Origin of the sequence: Pseudomonas oryzihabitans, from assembly GCF_014522265.1 — a bacterium.
In the GTDB taxonomy this organism is placed as follows: Bacteria; Pseudomonadota; Gammaproteobacteria; order Pseudomonadales; family Pseudomonadaceae; genus Chryseomonas; species Chryseomonas aestiva.
Window position 1 is genome coordinate 953461 of sequence record NZ_CP017024.1, and the last position, 18795, is coordinate 972255.

The window sequence follows — 18795 nt, forward strand, 5'->3', positions numbered from 1 at the left end:
TGGTCGCAAGTCCCGGTCTGCCGATTCCTTATCCTGGAGATTCACAATGTCTGATTTCACTCTGAATGCCGAAGTGCGTTCCGACCTGGGGAAAGGTGCGAGCCGCCGCCTGCGTCGTAATGCCGGTAACGTTCCCGCCGTGATCTACGGTGGCGACAAGGCTCCGACGTCCATCACCCTGGTCGGCAAAGACCTGGCCAAGATGCTGGAAAGCGAAGCCGCCTTCGCCAGCGTCATCACCCTGAAGGTTGATGGCAGCAACGAAAGCGTGCTGGTCAAGGCCCTGCAGCGTCACCCCTCCAAGGGCTACGTCATGCACGCCGACTTCCTGCGCGTCATCGCCGGTCAGAAGCTGACCGCTCACGTGCCCCTGCACTTCATGAACCAGGAAACCTCCGTGGGCGTGAAGCAACAGGGTGGCGAGATCCTGCACACCATCAACGAAGTCGAAGTTTCCTGCCTGCCGAAAGACCTGCCGGAATTCATCGAAGTCGACATGGCCAAGGTCGCCCTGGACCAGATCGTTCACCTGAGCGACCTGAACGTCCCGGCTGGCGTCGAGCTGGTGTCCCTGGCCCACGGCAGCGATCTGCCGGTTGCCAGCATCCACATGCCGCGCATCCGTGAAGAAGCTGCTGACGGCGCTGCCGAAGAAGGCGCTGCCGAGTAAGTTCTCGCACGCCTGAAAGAGAAGGGCTCCTGACATGACTGCCGTCCAACTGATCGTCGGCCTGGGTAATCCGGGCCCCGAATACGACCAGACTCGGCACAATGCAGGGGCCCTTTTCGTTGAGCGACTGGCAGCCGCCCAGGGCGCGAGCCTGGCTGTCGACCGCAAGTATCATGGCCTGGTGGGGCGCTTCCGCCACGCGGGCAACGATGTTCGTCTACTCATCCCCACCACCTACATGAACCGCAGCGGCCAGGCCGTGGCGGCGCTCGCCGGCTTTTTCCGCATCCCGCCGGCAGCCATCCTGGTGGCCCACGATGAACTCGACCTGCCACCCGGCACAGCACGCCTCAAGACCGGCGGCGGCCATGGGGGGCACAACGGACTGCGCGACATCATCGCCCAGCTCGGCAATCAGAACGGCTTCCAGCGTCTGCGCCTGGGCATCGGCCATCCGGGGCATGCCAGCCTGGTCTCCAACTTCGTGCTGGGCCGCGCACCGCGCAGCGAGCAGGACCTGCTCGACACCAGCATCGATGCCGCCCTGGAGGTGGTTCCGGAGCTGCTGACCGGCGACCTGACCCGCGCCATGCAACGCCTGCACAGCCGCAAGGCCTGACCTACCCTACCCTCTTCCTTTTCTTCCGCGAGGACACACACCATGGGATTCAATTGCGGCATCGTCGGCCTGCCCAACGTCGGCAAGTCCACCCTGTTCAATGCCCTGACCCAATCTGGTATCGCGGCAGAAAACTTTCCCTTCTGCACCATCGAGCCCAACAGCGGCATCGTGCCCATGCCCGATGCGCGACTGAACGCCCTGGCGGAGATCGTCAAACCCGAGCGGGTGATCCCCACCACCATGGAGTTCGTCGACATCGCCGGGCTGGTGGCCGGCGCCTCCAAGGGTGAAGGTCTGGGCAACAAGTTTCTCGCCAACATCCGCGAGACCGACGCCATCGCCCACGTGGTGCGCTGCTTCGAAGATGAGAACGTCATCCACGTGTCGAATTCGGTGGATCCCAAGCGGGACATCGAGGTGATCGACCTGGAGCTGATCTTCGCCGACCTCGACAGCTGCGAGAAGCAGCTGCAACGCGTGACCCGCAACGCCAAGGGCGGTGACAAGGAAGCCCTGGCGCAGAAGGCCCTGCTGGAACAGCTGATTCCGCACTTCGAGGCCGGCAAGCCTGCCCGCAGCCTGCTGAAGGGCCTGGACGAGGAGCAGAAGCGCCTGGTGCGCAGCTTCCACCTGCTGACCAGCAAGCCGGTGATGTACATCGCCAACGTCGCCGAAGACGGCTTCGAGAACAACCCGCACCTGGATGTGGTCCGGGCCATCGCCGAAGAAGAAGGCGCCGTGGTGGTGCCGGTCTGCAACAAGATCGAGGCGGAAATCGCCGAACTGGACGACGACGAGGAAAAGCAGATGTTCCTCGAGTCCATGGGCATGGAAGAGCCGGGCCTGAACCGGGTGATCCGCGCCGGCTACGAACTGCTCAACCTGCAGACCTACTTCACCGCCGGGGTGAAGGAAGTCCGTGCCTGGACCGTCCGCGTCGGCGCCACCGCGCCCCAGTCGGCCGCCGCCATCCACACCGATTTCGAGAAGGGCTTCATCCGCGCCGAAGTGGTGGCCTATGCCGACTTCATCGCCTTCAAGGGCGAGAACGGCGCCAAGGAAGCCGGCAAGTGGCGTCTGGAAGGCAAGGAGTACATCGTCAAGGACGGTGACGTCATGCACTTCCGCTTCAACGTCTAAGCGACGGCAAACGCCAGAACCCCCTCCTCACCGCAAGGTGGCGAGGGGGTTTTCTTTTGCCCGTTCGCCAACGGCCTGGCTGACACCGGACGCCTGGCGATTTGGCACAATGACGGCGATCCGACCGCCGTCGAACGTCTCCCGCTGCCTGGATGCCGCCATGAATTTCGAAGACCTGCGCCTGTTCGTCACCACCCTGAACGAGGGCAGCTTCACCGCCGCCGCCGACAAGCTGGGGCTGTCCAAGCAATACGTCAGCCGGCGGACCCTGTTGCTGGAGGAAAGTCTTGGCGTGCGGTTGATCAACCGCACCACGCGGCGTCTGCAGGCGACCGAGCTGGGGATGCTGCTCTACGAGCGAGCGGTGAAGATCCTCGAAGACGTCAACGACACCGAGGAGTTGCTCTCCAGCCGGCGGACGGTGCCCCAGGGGGTGCTGAGAGTCAGTGCGCCCATGACCTTTGGCACCCTGCACCTGAGTCCCCTGCTGCCGGATTTTCTCTCGGCCTATCCGCAGATCCGCCTGGAGCTGGATCTCAATGACCGGGCGGTGGATCTGCTCGCCGAGGGCTACGACATGTCGATCCGCATCGGCACCCTGGCCGATTCCAGTCTGATCGCCAAGCGACTGACCGAGATGCAGCTGGTGACCTGTGCCAGTCCGGATTATCTAAAGAAGGCGCCGCCGCTGCTGCAACCGGAGGATCTGGCCGAGCACAGCTGTCTGCTCTATGGCCATGGTCGCCAGGTGGAATGGCGCTTTCAGCGCGGAGGCAAGCCGCTGGTGCTGCCCATGCAGGGTCAGCTCAGGGCCAACAACGGAGAGGTGGTGCGGGACGCGGCCATCGCCGGTCAGGGCATCGCGGTGCTGCCGACCTTCATCATCGGCGCGGCGCTGGCCTCAGGGGCGCTGGTGCAGGTGCTGGAAGACTTCGCCCTGCCCAGCGCGGCGGTCTATGCGGTCTATCCCCAGCATCGTCAGTCGGCGCGCATCGTCCAGCTGTTCTCGGACTATCTGCGCGACCGCCTGACGGTCGGGCCGACTCACGCTACGGCGCCGCGGGTCGGTTGACGCTGGGGCCACTGCTGGAGGGTTCGCTCGGCGCCGTCGGCAGCCAGGCGCTGGCCATCCAGACGCTGCTGCTGACGCTGGATCGCCGGCTGCAGACTGCGCTCGGCGCCGTTTTCAGCCAGGGCACGCTGCGGGTCGAGACGCTGCTGCTGGCGCTGGATCGACGGCTGCAGGCTGCGCTCGGTGCCGTTCTCGGCCAGGGTGCGATCCTGCTGCTGGTGCTTTTCGATCAGCGAACCCAGGGGGCGCAGGGCGCTTTCCTCGGCCTGGGCGGATTGGGCGATGGCGGTGGTGAGCAGAGTGGCGGCGAACAGAGCGGTGAGGGCTTTCATGGCGAGTACCTGTGTCGGGTGGGTGTGGACTCATTGTCGCCAGCCCACCCCGCGCCTAGAAATCGTCCCGCGGGATAGCGATCATCGACCGCGCTGATGATGGCGCTCAGGCCCGCGCCTGACGCTGGCGCAGCAGGAACAGGTACCAGACGGCCAGCGCCGTGGCGGCCAGCAGGCAGCCGGCCAGGCTGACGCCGGTCCAGCCAAAGTGCTCGTACAGCCGCGCCGACAGCAGCGAACCCAGGGAGCCGCCGAGGAAGTAGCCGGTCATGTAGCCGGCGTTGAGGCGACTACGGGCTTCCGGGCGCAGGCGATAGACCACGTTCTGGTTGCTGACGTGGCTGAGCTGCACGGCGAGATCCAGCACCAGGATGCCGACCAGCAGCGCCGCCAGCGACTGCTGGGCGAAGGCCAGGGGCAGCCAGGCCAGGGTCAGGGAAGCCAGCCCGATGCTGGTGGCGAGACCACCCTTGCCCTGGTCGGCCATGCGCCCGGCCAGGTTGGCGGCCAGGGCGCCCACCGCGCCGGCGAGACCGAACAGGCCGATGGTACCGTCGCTGAAGCCATAGGGTTCGGCGGCGAGCAGAAAGGCCAGGGGCGTCCAGAACACCGCGAAGACGGCGAAGCCCAGACAGCCCAGCAGGGTGCGCAGACGATGCAGGGGTTCGTCGCGCAAGAGCACGAACACCGAACCCAGCAGCCGTGGATAGCTCAGGCCCGCCGACTGCTGATAGCGCGGCAGCGCCAGGCGCAGGGCCAGGGCGGTGGCCAGCATCAGACCGGCCGCCACGGCATAGACGGTGCGCCAGTCGCCCAGGGACGAGAGCGCTCCGGCCACGGTGCGGGCCAGCAGGATGCCGAGGATGAGGCCGCTCATCACCGTGCCCACCGCCCTACCCCGCTGCTCCGGCGCGGCCAGGGTCGCGGCGAAGGGCACCAGCACCTGGGCCACCACCGAGAAGAGTCCGGTCATGGCGGTGCCCACTAGCAGCCAGGTCAGACTGGTGGCGGTGGCGCTCAGGGCCAGGCCGGCGGCGGCGATCACACTCATGGTGACGATCAGCCGGCGGCGCTCCAGCAGATCGCCCAGGGGCACCAGCAGCAGGAGCCCGGCGGCGTAGCTGAGCTGGGCGGTGGTGACGATGCTGCCGGCCTGGGTGTAGCTGAGGTCGAAGCGCTGGGCGATGGTGTGCAGCAACGGCTGGTTGTAGTAGTTGCTGGCCACCGCGATACCGGTGGCGACGGCCATGAGCAGGGTCAGCCAGCGGCTGAGAGGAGGCGTGGGGCTCGACATCCGCGAGGTCCGGCATGGGAAAGGCTGGTCAGTATCGGACAACGGCAGCCATCGGTTAAATGAATCGTTAAGATGGTTTCGATCTCATTTCAAGATAGCGCCATGAACCTCAAGCAACTGGAATTCGCCGTCGCCCTAGCCGAGGAGCGCCACTTCACCCGCGCCGCCGAGCGTTGTCATGTGGTGCAGTCGGCGCTCAGTCACCAGATCGCCCGCCTGGAAGCCGAACTGGGCGCTACCCTGTTCGAACGCCTGCCGCGGCAGGTGCGCCTCACCCCCGCCGGCGAAGCGCTGCTGGTCCAGGCGCGGCAGGCGCTGGCGGCGGTGGAAAGGCTGCAGCAGGACGTGGCCGCTGCGGTCGGCGCCATTCGCGGCACCCTGACACTGGGCCTGATCTCCTCGGTGCCCCGTCTGGATATCGTCGAGTTGCTGGCCACCTTCCATGCCCGCCATCCCCAGGTGGACATCCGGCTGCGCCAGGACAAGAGCGAGACGCTGCTGGCGGCGGTGCGCGAGCGACAACTGGATTTCGCCCTGATCGGCCTGTCGCGCCAGGTGGCCCTGGAGGCGGTGGCCAGCCGCCTGCTGCTCAGCGAGGAGCTGGTGGCGGTGCTGCCCGCTGCGCACGCCCTGGCGGGGCGGGAAAGGCTGTCGCTGCACGAGCTGGTGGATCTGCCGCTGGTGGACCTGCCCGCCGGCAGCGGCGCCCGGCGGCAGACCGACGAGGCCTTCGCCGCCCTGGGCCTGCCCCATCGGGTGGGTTTCGAGACGGGCAACATGCAGCTGCTGGAACGCTTCGTCCGCCGCGGTCTGGCCATCGGCCTGGTGCCCCAGAGTATCGCCAGCACCTTTGCCGGCCTGGCCCGGGTGCCGGTCAGCGATGCCCCGCAGCGCAACGTCCATGCCATCTGGTCGCCGCTGCCGACGCCGGCGACGCGGGAATTTCTCAAGGTCCTGGAAGAGGCCCTGGTGGATTAGCCCCACTTACCAGCGGGCCGTGCAGCCGTTGAGGTGATGCGCGGGCTACGTGCCGGAGTATGGTCCGGTGACGGCCCCCTGGGGCACGAGGCGCTTCTTGGTCCGCGATCCTGGTGGCCAGTCGATGCGACCGCGCCTACGGTCTATCGCAGCCATGGCCTGAGCCTTTTCCAGGGGTGACGTCGCTGTGTGTGGGGCGTGCCCTCACCCCAACCTTCTCCCGGAGGGAGAGGGGGTTGTTCGAGCAGGCATTCAGCTCTATCGGAGCCGTAGCCTGGAAAACGGCGCAGCCTTTTCCGGAAGTGACTTCAGTGTGCAGGGCGTGCCCTCACCCCAACCCTTTCCCGGAGGGAGAGGGGGTTATTCGAGCAGGCATTCAGCTCTATCGGAGCCGTAGTCTGGAAAACGGCGCAGCCTTTTCCGGGAGTGACTTCAGAGTGCGGGGCGCGCCCTCACCCCGCCCCTCTCCCGAGGGAGAGAGGGTTAACCGAGCAGGTGTTCAGCCGCCGTGAAACGCTCGACAGAGCCGTAGCCTGGAAAACGGCGCAGCCTTTTCCGGGAGTGACTTCAGTGTGCGGGGCGTGCCCTCACCCCAACCCTTTCCCGGAGGGAGAGGGGGTTATTCGAGCAGGCGTTCAGCTCTATCGGAGCCGTAGCCTGGAAAACGGCGCAGCCTTTTCCGGTAGTGACTTCAGTGTGCGGGGCGCGCCTTCACCCCAACCCTCTCATAGAGGGAGAGGAGAACCGAGCAGGTGTTCAGCCGCCGTGAAACGCTCGACAGCCTGCCGACCTGCCCTCAACCCTCGCTAACCGGCAGTCGGCGGACGAAGGTGCCCACCCGCCAGGCCAGCTGCTCGCCCTGGCACTGCACCAGCAGATTGCGTACCGGATAGGACTGGCCGGCAATGCTGGCCTCGGCTTCCGCCTCGCTGGCGCCGTCAAGGTGGTTGCGGGCCAGCACCCGGTAGCTGCCGGTGGCGCAACGCTCGGCAGCTTCGCCCGCGCAGCCGGACCAGCTGCCGAATACCCCGTTGCACTGCACCAGGTAGGCGGTGCGGCCATCCTGCAGGTAGGCGGTGTGGGAGCTGGCACAGCCGGCCAGCAGGGCGAGCGAGCCGGCGCAGGCCAGCAGGCGGAGGGTATTGCGAAGGGCGGCGAGGGACATGGGAGTGGCTCCAAACAATATGGAGCCATCGTAAGAAGCCAACGCCCTCGTCCATAAATCGTACCGGCGGATAGCGCTTATCGACGCGGCTGATGGTGCCCCCGGACGTCTCCGGTCAGGCGCGGACTTTTGTGATGCTCACCTTAAGGTTCTCGTAAGCGCTCCGGGGAGAGGCTAGCGATACAACCACTACAACCAAGGCTGCCTCCCCACTGACCCCGCGAGCCGCCAGGGCGTCGACAGCCCTTCGAGCAAGGAGATTGGCCATGTCTACCTGGACTTCTACACAGCGCAACGTGGCCTTCGCCACCTTTGCCAGCTGGACGATGGATGCATTCGACTTCTTCATCCTGGTCTTCGTCCTCAGCAACCTGTCGACGTATTTCCACAACTCGGTGACCGATGTCTCCCTGTCGATCATGCTGACCCTGGCGGTGCGTCCGATAGGCGCCCTGATCTTCGGGCGCCTGGCCGAGCGGCATGGGCGCCGGCCGATTTTGATGCTCAACATCGTGCTGTTCTCGGTGTTCGAGCTGCTGTCCGCCTGGTCGCCGACCTTCATGGCGTTCATGGCTTTCCGTCTTCTCTACGGCGTGGCCATGGGCGGGGTCTGGGGCGTGGCTTCGTCGCTGGCGATGGAAACCATCCCCGATCGCGCGCGCGGGCTGATGTCGGGGATCTTCCAGGCCGGCTATCCCTGCGGCTACCTGCTCGCCTCCATCGTCTTCGGCTTGTTCTTCACCACGGTGGGCTGGCGCGGCATGTTCCTGATCGGCGCCCTACCGGTCCTGCTGCTGCCCTTCATCTACTTCAAGGTGCCGGAGTCGCCGGTGTGGCTGGCCGCGCGCGAGCGCAAGGAGAGTACTGCCCTGCTGCCAATCCTGCGCCAGCACTGGAAGATCTGCCTGTACCTGGTGCTGCTGATGGCCTGCTTCAATTTCTTCAGCCACGGCACCCAGGACCTCTATCCCACCTTCCTCAAGGTACAGCACCAGTTCGATGCCCATACCGTGAGTCTGATCGCCATCGGCTACAACATCGCGGCGATGCTCGGCGGCGTGCTCTTCGGTTCGCTGTCGGAACGCATCGGCCGCAAGAAGGCGATCATGCTGGCCGCACTGCTGTCGTTACCGGTCCTGCCGCTGTGGGCCTTCTCCAGCGGCTCCTGGACGCTGGGCATCGGCGCCTTCCTGATGCAATTCATGGTGCAGGGCGCCTGGGGCGTGGTGCCCAGCTATCTCAACGAACTGGTGCCGGGCAATGTGCGCGCCGTGCTGCCGGGCTTCGTCTACCAGATGGGCAACCTGCTGGCCTCGGTCAACGCTACCCTGCAGGCGCATATCGCGGCGGCCCACGGCGGCAACTATGGCCTGGCCATGGCGCTGGTGGCAGGCACCGTGGCGCTGCTGATCATCCTCTTCGTGGCCTTCGGCAAGGAGACCCGTGGCATGCAGATTTCCGGAGCGGTGGCCGAGCAGCCGGCTGGGCTCACGCAGCCGGTTCGCCCATGAATCTGATGATCTCGCCGCGCAGCCAGCGCTCGCCCGGATCCTGGTCCTGGGCCGCGCGCCAGACCAGCGACAGCTTGGCCGGGACGATGGGAAACGGTGGTTCCTCGATGCGCAGGCCGCCGCCCGCAGCCAGCGCCCGGGCGGCGTAGTCGGGCACCGTGGCGAGCAATTCGCTGCCGGCCAGCAGGGCGCCGAGACCGTTGAAGTGGGGTACGCCCAGGGCCACCTTGCGACTGCGGCCGAGGCGCGCCAGGTCGTCGTCGATGTTGCCGCAGAGATCGCCGGACATCGACACCAGCACATGGGGCCGCGCGCAATAGTCATCCAGGGTCAGGGGCGCGGGATCGCGGTCGGCGCGCACCACCAGGGCGCGGATGTGCCTCAGGGTACGGCACCTGGCGTTGGCCGGCAGCTGGGTGGTGTAGCTGATGCCCAGGGAAACCTCGCCACTGGCCAGCAGGCCGGGCAGCAGCAGGAAGTTGGCGTTGCGCACCACCAGCACACAGTGCGGCGCCACCTCGCGCAGATGGGCCAGCAGCGGCGGCAGCAGGCCGCACTCGACGTCGTCGGACATGCCCAGGCGAAACACCGCGCGACTGGCGCCGGGGTCGAAGTCGTCGACCTCGCTCAAGGCATTGGACAGGCCGTCCAGCGCCGGGCGCAGCCGTTCGAGAATGGCCAGGGCCCGCGGCGTGGGCTCCATCGCCCGCCCACTGCGTACCAGCAGGGGGTCGTCGAAGAATTGCCGCAGGCGCACCAGGGCGGCACTGATGGCCGGCTGGCCGAGAAAGAGCTTTTCCGCGGTGCGGGTAAGGTTGCGCTCGTGCATCAGGCTTTCGAACACCACCAGCAGGTGCAGGTCGATGCGGCGCAGGTCGTTGCGGTTCACGGCATCCCTCCGCGAAGGTCTGGCAGGGATAGTCCGGCGCCGAGGGAGGCGCCGGACTATCGTTCCCCTTACTTGGCGGACAGCTTGGCGTAGCTGGTCATCAGGTTGCGGTAGTTGGGGATGTGGTTGGACAGCAGGGCACCCAGGCCCTCGATGTCGTTGCGCCAGTCGCGGTGCAGCTCGCAGGCCACGCTGAACCAGTTCATCAGTTGCACGCCGGCGGCGCTCATGCGCGCCCAGGCAGCCTGCTGCACGGTCTTGTCGAAGGTGCCGGAGGCATCGGTCACCACGAAGACGTCGAAGCCTTCGGCGATGGCCGCCAGGGCCGGGAAGGTCACGCAGACGTCGGTCACCACGCCGGCGATGATCAGCTGCTTGCGGCCGGTGGCCTTGATGGCGGCGACGAAGTCTTCGTTGTCCCAGGCGTTGATCTGGCCGGGGCGGGCGATGTACGGCGCCTCGGGGAACAGCTCGACCAGCTCGGGCACCAGCGGGCCGTTGGGGCCCTGCTCGAAGCTGGTGGTGAGGATGGTGGGCAGGCCGAAGAACTTGGCGCTGTTGGCCAGGGCCAGGACGTTGTTCTTGAAGTCGCTGGGGGTGAAATCCTGGACCAGCGAGATCAGACCGGCCTGGTGGTCGATCAGCAGGACGACGGCATCGTTCTTGTCGAGACGGTTGTAGGGCTTGCTCATGGTGGAGTCCTCAGGGAGTGGTTTGGGGGTTGCGGGTGAAGGGCGGCATCAGGCGCCGCCCAGGAGATGGCGAATGGCGACGGGTACGCCGGGGGTCTGGTACTGGCGCGCCGCCGCTTCCAGGCGCTGTTCGCCCTGGGTGACGCGGTGGTGGTGGCGCAGGTGTTCCAGCCAGGATTCGTCGCAGAAGAATTCCTGCCAGCGGCGCGGCTCGGCGCTGTCCTGCAGCAGGGCCCAGGAGAAGGCGCCGTTGCGCCGGCGCATGGCGCCCACCGCCTGCATGGCCTGGCGAAAGGCCGGACCATGCTCGGGGGCGATGTCGTACTCCAGGGTGACCATCACCGGGCCGCGCTCGCGATCCAGGGAATCGTCGAGGATCGGCGCCGGCCAGTGCAGCGAAGGGGCGATATCGGCGGCCGGGGTGACCGGCAGACGCAGGCGCCAGGTCAGCCCGATGCCGGCCAGCAGCACCCCGGCCGCCGCGCTCAGCGCCAGACTCAGGGAGAAGTGACTGGCCAGGGCACCCCAGAGCAAGCCGCCCAGGGCGCTGGTACCAAAGAACACCAGGATGTAGACGGCCAGGGCACGGGCGCGCACCCAGCCGGGCACGGCGGTCTGGGCCGCCACCTGCAGGCTGGAGAGCACGGCGATCCAGGCCAGGCCGCTGACCAGCATGACCGGCAGCAGCCAGGCGAAGTCGCGAATCCAGGCCAGGCCGAGCAGCACGCCGGCATAGAGCGTACTGGCACCCGCCACCAGCAGGTCGCTGGACAGCCGTTCGCGCAGCCGCGGCAGGAGCATGGCGCCGCCGATGGCACCCAGGCCGACGCACCCGAGCAGGATGCCGAAATCCAGGGCGGTGCCCTGCAGGGCCTGGCGCACCAGCAGTGGCAACAGGGCCATGCCGGCGCTGGCGCCGAGGAAAAACGCGGCGGTCCTGGCCAGCACCACCTGCAGCTGGAGCGAGCTGCGGGCATAGCGGAGGCCGACCCGGACGGCGCCCAGCAGGCGCTCCGCGGGCAGCACGGCGGCTGCAGGTTGGCGTCGCCAGGTCAGGAGCGCGACGATCACGGCAAGGAAGGAAACGGAATTGAGGGCGAAGGTCAGCCAGGGACCGGCCAGGCTGACCAGCACCCCGGCGAGCGCCGGGCCGAGGGCACGGGCCACGTTCATGCCCAGGCTGGACAGGGCGATGGCCGCGGGCAACTCGCTTTTATCGACCAGCTCGGGGGTCAGCGCCGACCAGGCCGGCAGCATCAGCGCCGTGCCCACGCCCATGGCCAGGGTCAGGCCCAGCAGCAGCGGCACGGTCATCCAGCCGGCCAGGGTCAGCCCGGCCAGAGCCAGGGCTACCGCGGCCATCCACAGCTGCACGCCGAGCAGGTAGCGCCGGCGGTCGACGATGTCGGCCAGGGCGCCGGCCGGCAGTGCCAGCAGGAACATCGGCAGCGCCCCCGCCACCTGGACCAGGGCCACCGCCAGGGGGCTGGCCGACAACGAGGTCATCAACCAGCCGGCGCCCACCTCGTGCATCCAGGTACCGATGTTGGAGGCGATGCTGGCCAGCCACAGCCAGCGGAAGGTGCGCTGACGCAGGGGCTGCCAGGGCGAGGCGGTGGTGGAAGTCAGGGCGGCGGCGGTCATGGCGGACGCTCCTCAGAAGCTGAAGCAGGAGCAGCCGAAGGCGCCCCAGAAGCCACTGAAGTCGCTGACCGGCACCCGGCTCTGGCGCGCCCGCTCATGGCCGTGGCCATGCACGGAACAGGCGCCGGCGCACTGGTGCACGGCGGCCTGCAGGGGCGCGCCGGGCTTCCAGTGGCCGGGCACCTTGACCACCGGCGACCAGTCCGGGGTGACCGGCAAGGGCGGCGGACCCAGGCGATCGAATTCCTCGGCGCCATGGACGATACGACCACCGACCACGGTCAGCACCGACTCCAGGTGCTTGATGGCCTCTTCCTCGACCGTGAAGAAGTCCGCCGAGAGCACCGCCACATCGGCCAGCTGGCCTACCCGCAGCTGGCCCTTCTTGCCCTGTTCCGAGGAGAACCAGGCGCTGCCCTGGGTGAACAGCTGCAGGGCGGTGGCCCGTGGCAGGCCTTCCTGGTAGAGCGCCAGGCCGCCGACGGTACGGCCGCTGACCAGCCAGTACAGCGAGGTCCAGGGGTTGTAGCTGGAGACGCGGGTGGCATCTGTCCCCGCCCCTACCGGTACGCCTTCGGCGAGCATCCGCTGGATCGGCGGGGTCTGCTCGGCGGCCTGGGCACCATAGCGGTCGACGAAGTATTCGCCTTGGAAGGCCATGCGGTCCTGGATGGCGATGCCGCCGCCGAGGGCCTTGACCCGCTCGATGTTGCGCGGACTGATGGTCTCGGCGTGGTCGAAGAACCAGGGCAGCCCGTTGAAGGGCACGTCGCGGTTGACCCGCTCGAAGACGTCGAGCATGCGCGAGATGGATTCGTCGTAGGTGGCGTGCAGGCGGAACGGCCAGCGCTGCTCCACCAGGTGACGCACCACCGGTTCCAGATCGGCCTCCATGGTGGGCGGCAGGTCCGGGCGCGGTTCGAGGAAGTCTTCGAAGTCGGCCGCGGAGAAGGCCAGCATCTCGCCGGCGCCGTTGTGGCGGAGGAAGTCGGTGCCCTGGTGCAGGGTGACGCTGCTGGTCCAGTTCCTGAAGTCGGTCAGCTCTTCCTTGGGCCGCTGGGTGAAGAGGTTGTAGGCGATGCGCACGGTGAGCTGGTCGGCATCGGCCAGTTCCTGGATCACCTGGTAGTCGTCCGGGTAGTTCTGGAAGCCGCCGCCGGCGTCGATGGCGCTGGTCAGGCCCAGGCGATTGAGCTCGCGCATGAACTGGCGGGTGGAGTTGACCTGGTATTCCAGCGGCAGCTTGGGCCCCTTGGCCAGGGTGGCGTAGAGGATCATGGCATTGGGCCGGGCGATGAGCATGCCGGTGGGCTCGCCGCGGGCATCGCGCTGGATCTCGCCACCTGGCGGATTGGGCGTGTCCTTGGTGTAGCCCACGACACGCAGGGCGGCGCGGTTGAGCAGTGCCCGGTCGTAGAGGTGGAGGATGAACACCGGGGTGTCCGGCGCGGCCTGGTTGAGCTCCTCCAGGGTCGGCAGCCGGCGCTCGGCGAACTGGAATTCGTTCCAGCCGCCCACCACCCGCACCCACTGGGGCGCCGGGGTGCGCTCGGCCTGGTCCTTGAGCATGCGCAGGGCATCGGCCAGCGAGGGCACGCCCTCCCAGCGCAGTTCCAGGTTGTAGTTGAGGCCGCCGCGGATCAGGTGCAGGTGGGAGTCGTTGAGGCCGGGGATGGCGCGGCGCCCGCGCAGGTCGACCACCTGGGTGCCCGGGCCGCGATGGGCCATGACGTCGCTGTCGCTGCCCACGGCAAGAAAGACGCCGTCCTTGATGGCGACCGCGGTCGCCTCGGGGCGCTCGGGATCGACGGTGTGGAGCTTGCCGTTGTGCAGAATCAGATCGGCGTGTTGCATGTGGCCTCCGGGACCAGGATCAGAAGTCCGGGCGCGAGGCGCCCGGGAAGGCTCAGCGGGCGACGAAGGCCAGCAGGTCGCGGTTCAACTGCTCGGCGTGAGTCACCGCGAAGCCGTGGGGGCGCCGGCGTACACCTTGAGCTCGGCGCCACGGATCAGCTCGGCGGCCAGCTTGCCGGTGGTCGCGAAGGGCACCACCTGGTCGGCGTCGCCGTGGATCACCAGGGTCGGCACGTCGATCTTGGCCATGTCCGGCCGGAAGTCGGTCTCGGAGAAGGCGGTGACGCAATCCAGGGTGCCTTTCAGCGAAGCCAGCAGGGCGATGTTGAGGGTCTGGGTGAAGACGCCCGCGGAGACCGTCTGGCCCTGGTTGGTGCCATAGAACACCGGGGCGAAGTCGGCGAGGAACTGGGCGCGGTCCTTCAGCAGACCACCGCGGATACCGTCGAAGACGCTCTGGTCGACGCCCTGGGGGAAGTCCTGCTGCTGCCCGAACAGCGGGGTGACGGCGCCGAGCAGCGCCAGCTTGGCGACCCACGCCGAGCCATGGCGCGCCAGGTAGCGGCTGACGTCGCCACCGCCCATGGAAAAGCCCACCAGGGTGACGTCGCGCAGGTCCAGGTGCTCGATCAGCTCCTTGATGTCATCGGCGAAGGTGTCGTAGTCATAGCCATTCCACGGCTGGCCGGAGCGCCCGAAGCCGCGGCGGTCGAAGGCGATGGCGCGATAGCCGTGGCTGGCCAGATGGTGCATCTGGTAGTCCCACATGTCGGCGTCCAGCGGCCAGCCGTGGCTGAACAGCACGGGCTTGCCGCTGCCCCAGTCCTTGAAATAGATCTCGACGCCGTCGCGGGTGGTGAAGGTGCTCATGGTTGCTCGCCTCTGTGGGTGGAAGGAGTGGAAAAGGCGCCCGAGCGGGCGTTGAGCCAGGGCGCGCACAGGCGGCTCACCCTCGGCATGATCAGGAATACCACCAGCGGCACGATGCACAGGGTGATCAGCAGGTTGCTCGGCACAGTGCCGGCCAGCAGCGGATAGCGCGCGAACAGCGGCTGCCACAGTGGTGGGATCAGCATCGTCAGGGGCGCGATGACCAGGTAGGTCAGCACCGCCTGCTTCCAGGCCGGCGGCGGGCGCACGCCGGGGCGCGGCGGGTTGAACCAGAATTCGGCGTCGGCATGCACCTCGGGCGCATCGGCCTCGCGCAGCAGCGGCGCCACCTCGGCGATCAGCGCCTGGCGTTCGGGCGAGGCCAGCCAGGCCTGGAGCTGGTCGACGTCGGCGAAGCGCACCAGGGTGGTGAAGGCGGCGCCCTCCTCCGCCGGCGGGATGACATCCACGCCCAGGTGGCCGCAGGCCGCGCGGGCGGCGGTGACCGCGCGCTGCAGCCAGCGCTGGTAGGCGTCCTGCTGGTCGGCCAGGGGCTGGTGGCGGATCACCAGGGTGACGATGCGGCTGTGGGCCTGCTGCAGGTCCTGCCCGAGTGCGGCACTCATGACAGCGCCCTCGCGAAACCACCCTGGGTGGCTTGACGCCTGGCCAGCCGCGCCTCCAGCGAATAGCGACCCGGCCCGGTGAGCGCCAGGGTGCCGAACAGCACCAGCAGCAGCCAGCCGAACTGGCCTTCTTCCAGGGACCACTGCGGATGCACCACCAGCAGCGCAATCAGCAGCACGCCGAGGATCGGCAGGCAGGCCAGGCGCGTCGCCCAGCCCAGGGCGATCAACAGCGGGCAGACGACCTCGGCGAAAACCGCGAAACCCAGGGTCGGCCAGGCACCCAGGTGCAACGGGTCCTCGATCAAGCCGAGTTGCTGGCGGAAATGCAGCGCCTTGGGCAGACCATGCACCGCCAGGAGCAGTCCGGCGCCACCCAGGCGCAGGAACAAGAGTCCCAGATCCAGTCGCAAGCGTTCCATGGCCCAGCCTCCCGCGAAAAGAATCGGCTGCGAGAAGACCCCGCGCCGTCGATGGAGCGGACTTTCACCCGGACGACGCTGGGCGGCCTTGGACGTCTGTGCTGGTTTTTGTACGCCTGTGCTGTGGCGTGCAGGTGAAAGGATTCAGGTCACAGTACGGATTAGTACGCCGGAAATAGTCAACTCTTGAGAGACTATGAAACGCGGAACGGCTACTTAATCGAATTCAGGGTGGACAGTAACCTGGCCCCATCGCATCCACACCGGATGCCGGACCTCACCAAGGACAGTCGACGATGAACACTCAAGCCCTCACCGCCACCACCGGCCGCCTGCTGCTCGCCAGCCTCTTCCTGTTCAGCGGCGTGGGCAAACTGCTCGCTCCGGCGGCCACCAAGGGCTACATCGCCGCCATGGGCCTGCCCTTCCCGGACCTTGCCTACCTCGGCGCCCTGGCGGTGGAGCTGGGACTCGCCAGCCTGCTGCTGATCGGCTATCGCACCCGGCCGGTGGCGCTGGCCATGGCCGCCTTCACCCTGGTGACTGCCCTGGTGTTCCACCACAACTTCGCCGACCAGAACCAGCTGATCCACTTCCTCAAGAATGTCGCCATCGCCGGTGGCCTGCTGCAGGTGGCCGCCTTCGGCGCCGGGGCCCTGAGCCTGGATGGCCGGCGGCCGGCGCGGTCGGCCCGCCTCGCCTGATCGCCCTCGCTCGATGCGCCCGCCCGATCCTTGCGTTCAGGCGGGCGCTGTCACATCCAGCATCCTGGCGCAGGCCTCGCGCACCAGTTCGAGAAACAGGCGCAGCCGCGCCGGGTAGACGCGGGCATAGGGATAGATGAGATAGAGCGGCAGGGGCGCGGCCTGCCACTCGGGGAGCAGATGGACCAGGCGCCCCGCAGCGACGTCCTCGCGCACCATCCAGTGCGACAGTGCCGCGCAGCCCAGGCCGCGCACCGCGGCATGCCGGGCGACAAAGAGGCTCTCGGTGGCCAGCCGTGGCCGCAAGGGGACCAGCCGGCTTTCGCCAGTGGCGCCCAGCTGCAGGCGCAGTTCGGTCTGGTAGAACTGGGTCATGGCGATCCAGGGCAGCGCCGTCAGCTCCTCGGGTGTCTGCAGGGCGCTCGCCAGCTCCGGCGCCGCCACCAGGATGCGCTGGACGTCGCCCAGGCGCACCGCCACGGTGTCCGGATCCTCCACCACCCCCACCCGGATGGCACAGTCGACGCCATCGGCGACGAAATTCGGTGCCCGGTCGCTGAGCACCCAGTCCACCTGCATCCCCGGATAGCGCCGCAGATAGGTCTCCAGCGGATCGAGCAACTGCTCCTGGCCGAAGGCATGGGGCATCACCACCCGCAGCCGTCCCTCGGGCTCGGCATGGGCGCCGTGCAGGGCGGCGGCGAAGGCCTGCCAATCGCCGAGCAGTTGCTGGGCCTGGCGATAGCAGCGCTGGCCGTCCTCGGTCAGGCGCAGGGCGTGGGTCGAGCGCTGCACCAGGCGCACCTGCAGCGCGGCCTCCAGCGCCTGCAGGCGCCGACTGACGGTGGGCTGCGTGGTACCGAGCTGGCGTGCAGCCGCCGACAGGCTCCCGGCCTCGACGATGCGCACGAAGGTTTCCAGCAGATCGAGACGATCATGGGTAAAGGTGGTGTTCATACGGTCTACGTATACCCCCTGTACCCGGCGTTCGGCTACAGGTGGCGATGGCTCTGGTGAAGAATGCGTTCATCGTCTTCCCACCGGATGAACCGCCATGACCGACATTCCACTCCCGCATAGCCACACCTCACCTCAAGTTGCCAGCCTGTCCCCTGCCCTGCTCGGCCTGCTGGCCACCGGCGCCGGCCTGAGCGTGGCCAACCTCTATTACAGCCAGCCGCTGCTCGGCATTCTCGCGGGCGCACTGCCAGCACCTGCCGCCGACGTGGGACTGATCCCTACCCTTACCCAGCTCGGCTATGCCCTGGGGCTGCTGCTGCTGGCGCCCCTGGGTGATCGCTTCGACCGCCGCCGCATCATCCTGGCCAAGCTGGCCGTGCTGCTGCTGGCGCTGCTGGGCGCCAGCCTGGCGCCGGGGCTGCACGGGCTGCTGCTGGCCAGCCTGGTGACCGGGCTGGCCGCCACCGTGGCCCAGGACCTGGTCCCTGCCGCCGCGACCCTGGCGCCGCCGGCCGCGCGCGGGCGCATCGTCGGCACGGTGATGACCGGCCTGCTGCTGGGCATCCTGCTGTCCCGGGTGGTCAGCGGCCTGGTGGGCGAGTGGTTTGGCTGGCGGGCGGTCTATCTGCTCGCCGCCCTGAGCATCGCCGCCATCGGCGTGGCGGTGTGGCGCGGCCTGCCCGCCTTCGCCGCCACCACCCGACTCAGCTATCCGGCCCTGCTCGGCTCCCTGGGCGCGCTCTGGCGCCGGCATGCCGCGCTGCGCCGGGCGACCCTGGCGCAAGGCCTGCTGTCGGTGGGCTTCAGTGCCTTCTGGTCGACCCTCGCCCTCTATCTGCACGCCGGGCCCTTCCAGCTGGGCAGCGCCGCCGCCGGCGCCTTCGGCCTGGCCGGTGCCGCCGGTGCCCTGGCCGCGCCCTGGGCCGGCCGCCTGGCGGATCGCCATGGCTCGGAATGGGTGACGCGGCTGGGCATCGGCCTGGCGGCCCTGGCCTTCGCCAGCCTGCTCCTGCTGCCCTGGTTGCCGGGCGTGGCCGGTCTGGTACTGCTGGCGCTGGCGACGGTGATCTTCGACCTGGGCGTCCAGGCCACCCTGATCGCCCACCAGGCCCAGGTCTACGGCCTGGAACCCGAGGCGCGCAGCCGGCTCAACGCGGTGCTCTTCACCGGCATGTTCATCGGCATGGCCAGCGGCGCGGCCCTGGGCAGCCTGCTGCTGGCGCGGCTGGGCTGGAGCGGCGTCGCCGGTCTGGCGCTGGCGACCGCGCTGCTGGCGCTGACCGTCCGGCTCTGGCCGGCCCGTCCGCGCCAGGTTCAATGAGCGCGGAGCAGCAGGTGACGCCAGCCAGG

General features: G+C 68.0%; 18 protein-coding genes and 1 pseudogene. 8 read left to right on the top strand and 11 right to left on the bottom strand.

Features of this window, described 5'->3' with window-relative positions:
- The first annotated feature begins 46 nt into the window (after positions 1 to 46).
- From BGI51_RS04425 to BGI51_RS04440, 4 genes are all read left to right on the top strand, one after another.
- The gene (locus tag BGI51_RS04425) at positions 47 to 670 is read left to right on the top strand and encodes a 50S ribosomal protein L25/general stress protein Ctc (RefSeq protein WP_133861554.1); all 624 of its coding nucleotides are present in this window, start codon (positions 47 to 49) and stop codon (positions 668 to 670) included.
- Positions 671 to 704: 34 nt separating this feature from the next.
- Positions 705 to 1289, top strand: coding sequence for an aminoacyl-tRNA hydrolase (gene pth / locus BGI51_RS04430; RefSeq protein ID WP_133861555.1), 585 nt, complete (start codon positions 705 to 707; stop codon positions 1287 to 1289).
- 42 nt (positions 1290 to 1331) lie between these two features.
- Positions 1332 to 2432 carry a redox-regulated ATPase YchF gene (gene ychF, locus BGI51_RS04435; protein WP_133861556.1) on the top strand — a complete coding sequence of 367 codons (1101 nt, stop codon included), beginning with the start codon at positions 1332 to 1334 and terminating at the stop codon, positions 2430 to 2432.
- A 160-nt stretch (positions 2433 to 2592) separates the two neighbouring features.
- Complete coding sequence (locus BGI51_RS04440) at positions 2593 to 3504, top strand: LysR family transcriptional regulator (protein WP_187980414.1); 912 nt, start codon at positions 2593 to 2595, stop codon at positions 3502 to 3504.
- Here the strand turns inward: BGI51_RS04440 and BGI51_RS04445 are convergent.
- Together BGI51_RS04445 and BGI51_RS04450 are read right to left on the bottom strand one after the other, a co-directional pair.
- On the bottom strand, positions 3477 to 3836 hold the full coding sequence (locus tag BGI51_RS04445; RefSeq protein WP_187980415.1) for a hypothetical protein: 360 nt from the start codon (positions 3834 to 3836) through the stop codon (positions 3477 to 3479). The genes BGI51_RS04440 and BGI51_RS04445 overlap by 28 nt on opposite strands.
- 106 nt (positions 3837 to 3942) lie before the next feature.
- Positions 3943 to 5130 carry an MFS transporter gene (locus tag BGI51_RS04450; protein ID WP_187980416.1) on the bottom strand — a complete coding sequence of 396 codons (1188 nt, stop codon included), beginning with the start codon at positions 5128 to 5130 and terminating at the stop codon, positions 3943 to 3945.
- Positions 5131 to 5232: 102 nt separating this feature from the next.
- Between BGI51_RS04450 and BGI51_RS04455 the strand changes: the two genes are divergently transcribed.
- The gene (locus BGI51_RS04455; RefSeq protein ID WP_187980417.1) at positions 5233 to 6108 is read left to right on the top strand and encodes a LysR substrate-binding domain-containing protein; all 876 of its coding nucleotides are present in this window, start codon (positions 5233 to 5235) and stop codon (positions 6106 to 6108) included.
- Positions 6109 to 6904: 796 nt separating this feature from the next.
- On the opposite strand, the gene BGI51_RS04460 is transcribed toward BGI51_RS04455, so the two are convergent.
- The gene (locus BGI51_RS04460; RefSeq protein ID WP_187980418.1) at positions 6905 to 7273 is read right to left on the bottom strand and encodes a hypothetical protein; all 369 of its coding nucleotides are present in this window, start codon (positions 7271 to 7273) and stop codon (positions 6905 to 6907) included.
- A gap of 266 nt (positions 7274 to 7539) precedes the next feature.
- Between BGI51_RS04460 and BGI51_RS04465 the strand changes: the two genes are divergently transcribed.
- Positions 7540 to 8784 (top strand): MFS transporter, encoded by a 1245-nt coding sequence (locus BGI51_RS04465; protein WP_187980419.1) that lies wholly within the window; start codon positions 7540 to 7542, stop codon positions 8782 to 8784.
- Here the strand turns inward: BGI51_RS04465 and BGI51_RS04470 are convergent.
- The 7 genes and pseudogenes from BGI51_RS04470 to BGI51_RS04500 all read right to left on the bottom strand — a co-directional run bounded on the left by BGI51_RS04470 (position 8762) and on the right by BGI51_RS04500 (position 15781).
- The gene (locus tag BGI51_RS04470; protein ID WP_158894809.1) at positions 8762 to 9673 is read right to left on the bottom strand and encodes a LysR substrate-binding domain-containing protein; all 912 of its coding nucleotides are present in this window, start codon (positions 9671 to 9673) and stop codon (positions 8762 to 8764) included. The genes BGI51_RS04465 and BGI51_RS04470 overlap by 23 nt on opposite strands.
- Positions 9674 to 9741: 68 nt before the next feature.
- A complete protein-coding gene (gene ycaC, locus BGI51_RS04475; RefSeq protein WP_017641105.1) occupies positions 9742 to 10365 on the bottom strand; it encodes an isochorismate family cysteine hydrolase YcaC in 624 nt (207 codons plus the stop codon).
- A 48-nt stretch (positions 10366 to 10413) separates the two neighbouring features.
- The gene (locus tag BGI51_RS04480) at positions 10414 to 12009 is read right to left on the bottom strand and encodes an MFS transporter (protein ID WP_187980420.1); all 1596 of its coding nucleotides are present in this window, start codon (positions 12007 to 12009) and stop codon (positions 10414 to 10416) included.
- Positions 12010 to 12021: 12 nt separating this feature from the next.
- Entirely contained in the window at positions 12022 to 13863 is a 1842-nt protein-coding gene (locus tag BGI51_RS04485; protein ID WP_187980421.1) for an amidohydrolase, read from the bottom strand.
- A gap of 52 nt (positions 13864 to 13915) precedes the next feature.
- Positions 13916 to 14733 (bottom strand): annotated as a pseudogene (locus BGI51_RS04490) (alpha/beta fold hydrolase).
- The gene (locus BGI51_RS04495; RefSeq protein WP_187980422.1) at positions 14730 to 15359 is read right to left on the bottom strand and encodes an antibiotic biosynthesis monooxygenase; all 630 of its coding nucleotides are present in this window, start codon (positions 15357 to 15359) and stop codon (positions 14730 to 14732) included. Before BGI51_RS04495 ends, BGI51_RS04490 begins: the two are co-directional and overlap by 4 nt.
- Positions 15356 to 15781: a DoxX family protein gene (locus BGI51_RS04500; protein ID WP_187980423.1), complete on the bottom strand. Its 426-nt coding sequence runs from the start codon at positions 15779 to 15781 to the stop codon at positions 15356 to 15358. The genes BGI51_RS04495 and BGI51_RS04500 overlap by 4 nt, the downstream gene beginning before the upstream one ends.
- Before the next feature lie 296 nt (positions 15782 to 16077).
- On the opposite strand from BGI51_RS04500, the gene BGI51_RS04505 reads away from it, so the two are divergent.
- The gene (locus BGI51_RS04505; protein WP_187980424.1) at positions 16078 to 16485 is read left to right on the top strand and encodes a DoxX family protein; all 408 of its coding nucleotides are present in this window, start codon (positions 16078 to 16080) and stop codon (positions 16483 to 16485) included.
- A gap of 36 nt (positions 16486 to 16521) precedes the next feature.
- On the opposite strand, the gene BGI51_RS04510 is transcribed toward BGI51_RS04505, so the two are convergent.
- Positions 16522 to 17442 carry a LysR family transcriptional regulator gene (locus tag BGI51_RS04510; protein WP_133861569.1) on the bottom strand — a complete coding sequence of 307 codons (921 nt, stop codon included), beginning with the start codon at positions 17440 to 17442 and terminating at the stop codon, positions 16522 to 16524.
- Positions 17443 to 17539: 97 nt separating this feature from the next.
- On the opposite strand from BGI51_RS04510, the gene BGI51_RS04515 reads away from it, so the two are divergent.
- Positions 17540 to 18766 carry an MFS transporter gene (locus BGI51_RS04515; protein WP_187980425.1) on the top strand — a complete coding sequence of 409 codons (1227 nt, stop codon included), beginning with the start codon at positions 17540 to 17542 and terminating at the stop codon, positions 18764 to 18766.
- Positions 18767 to 18795 lie beyond the last annotated feature (29 nt).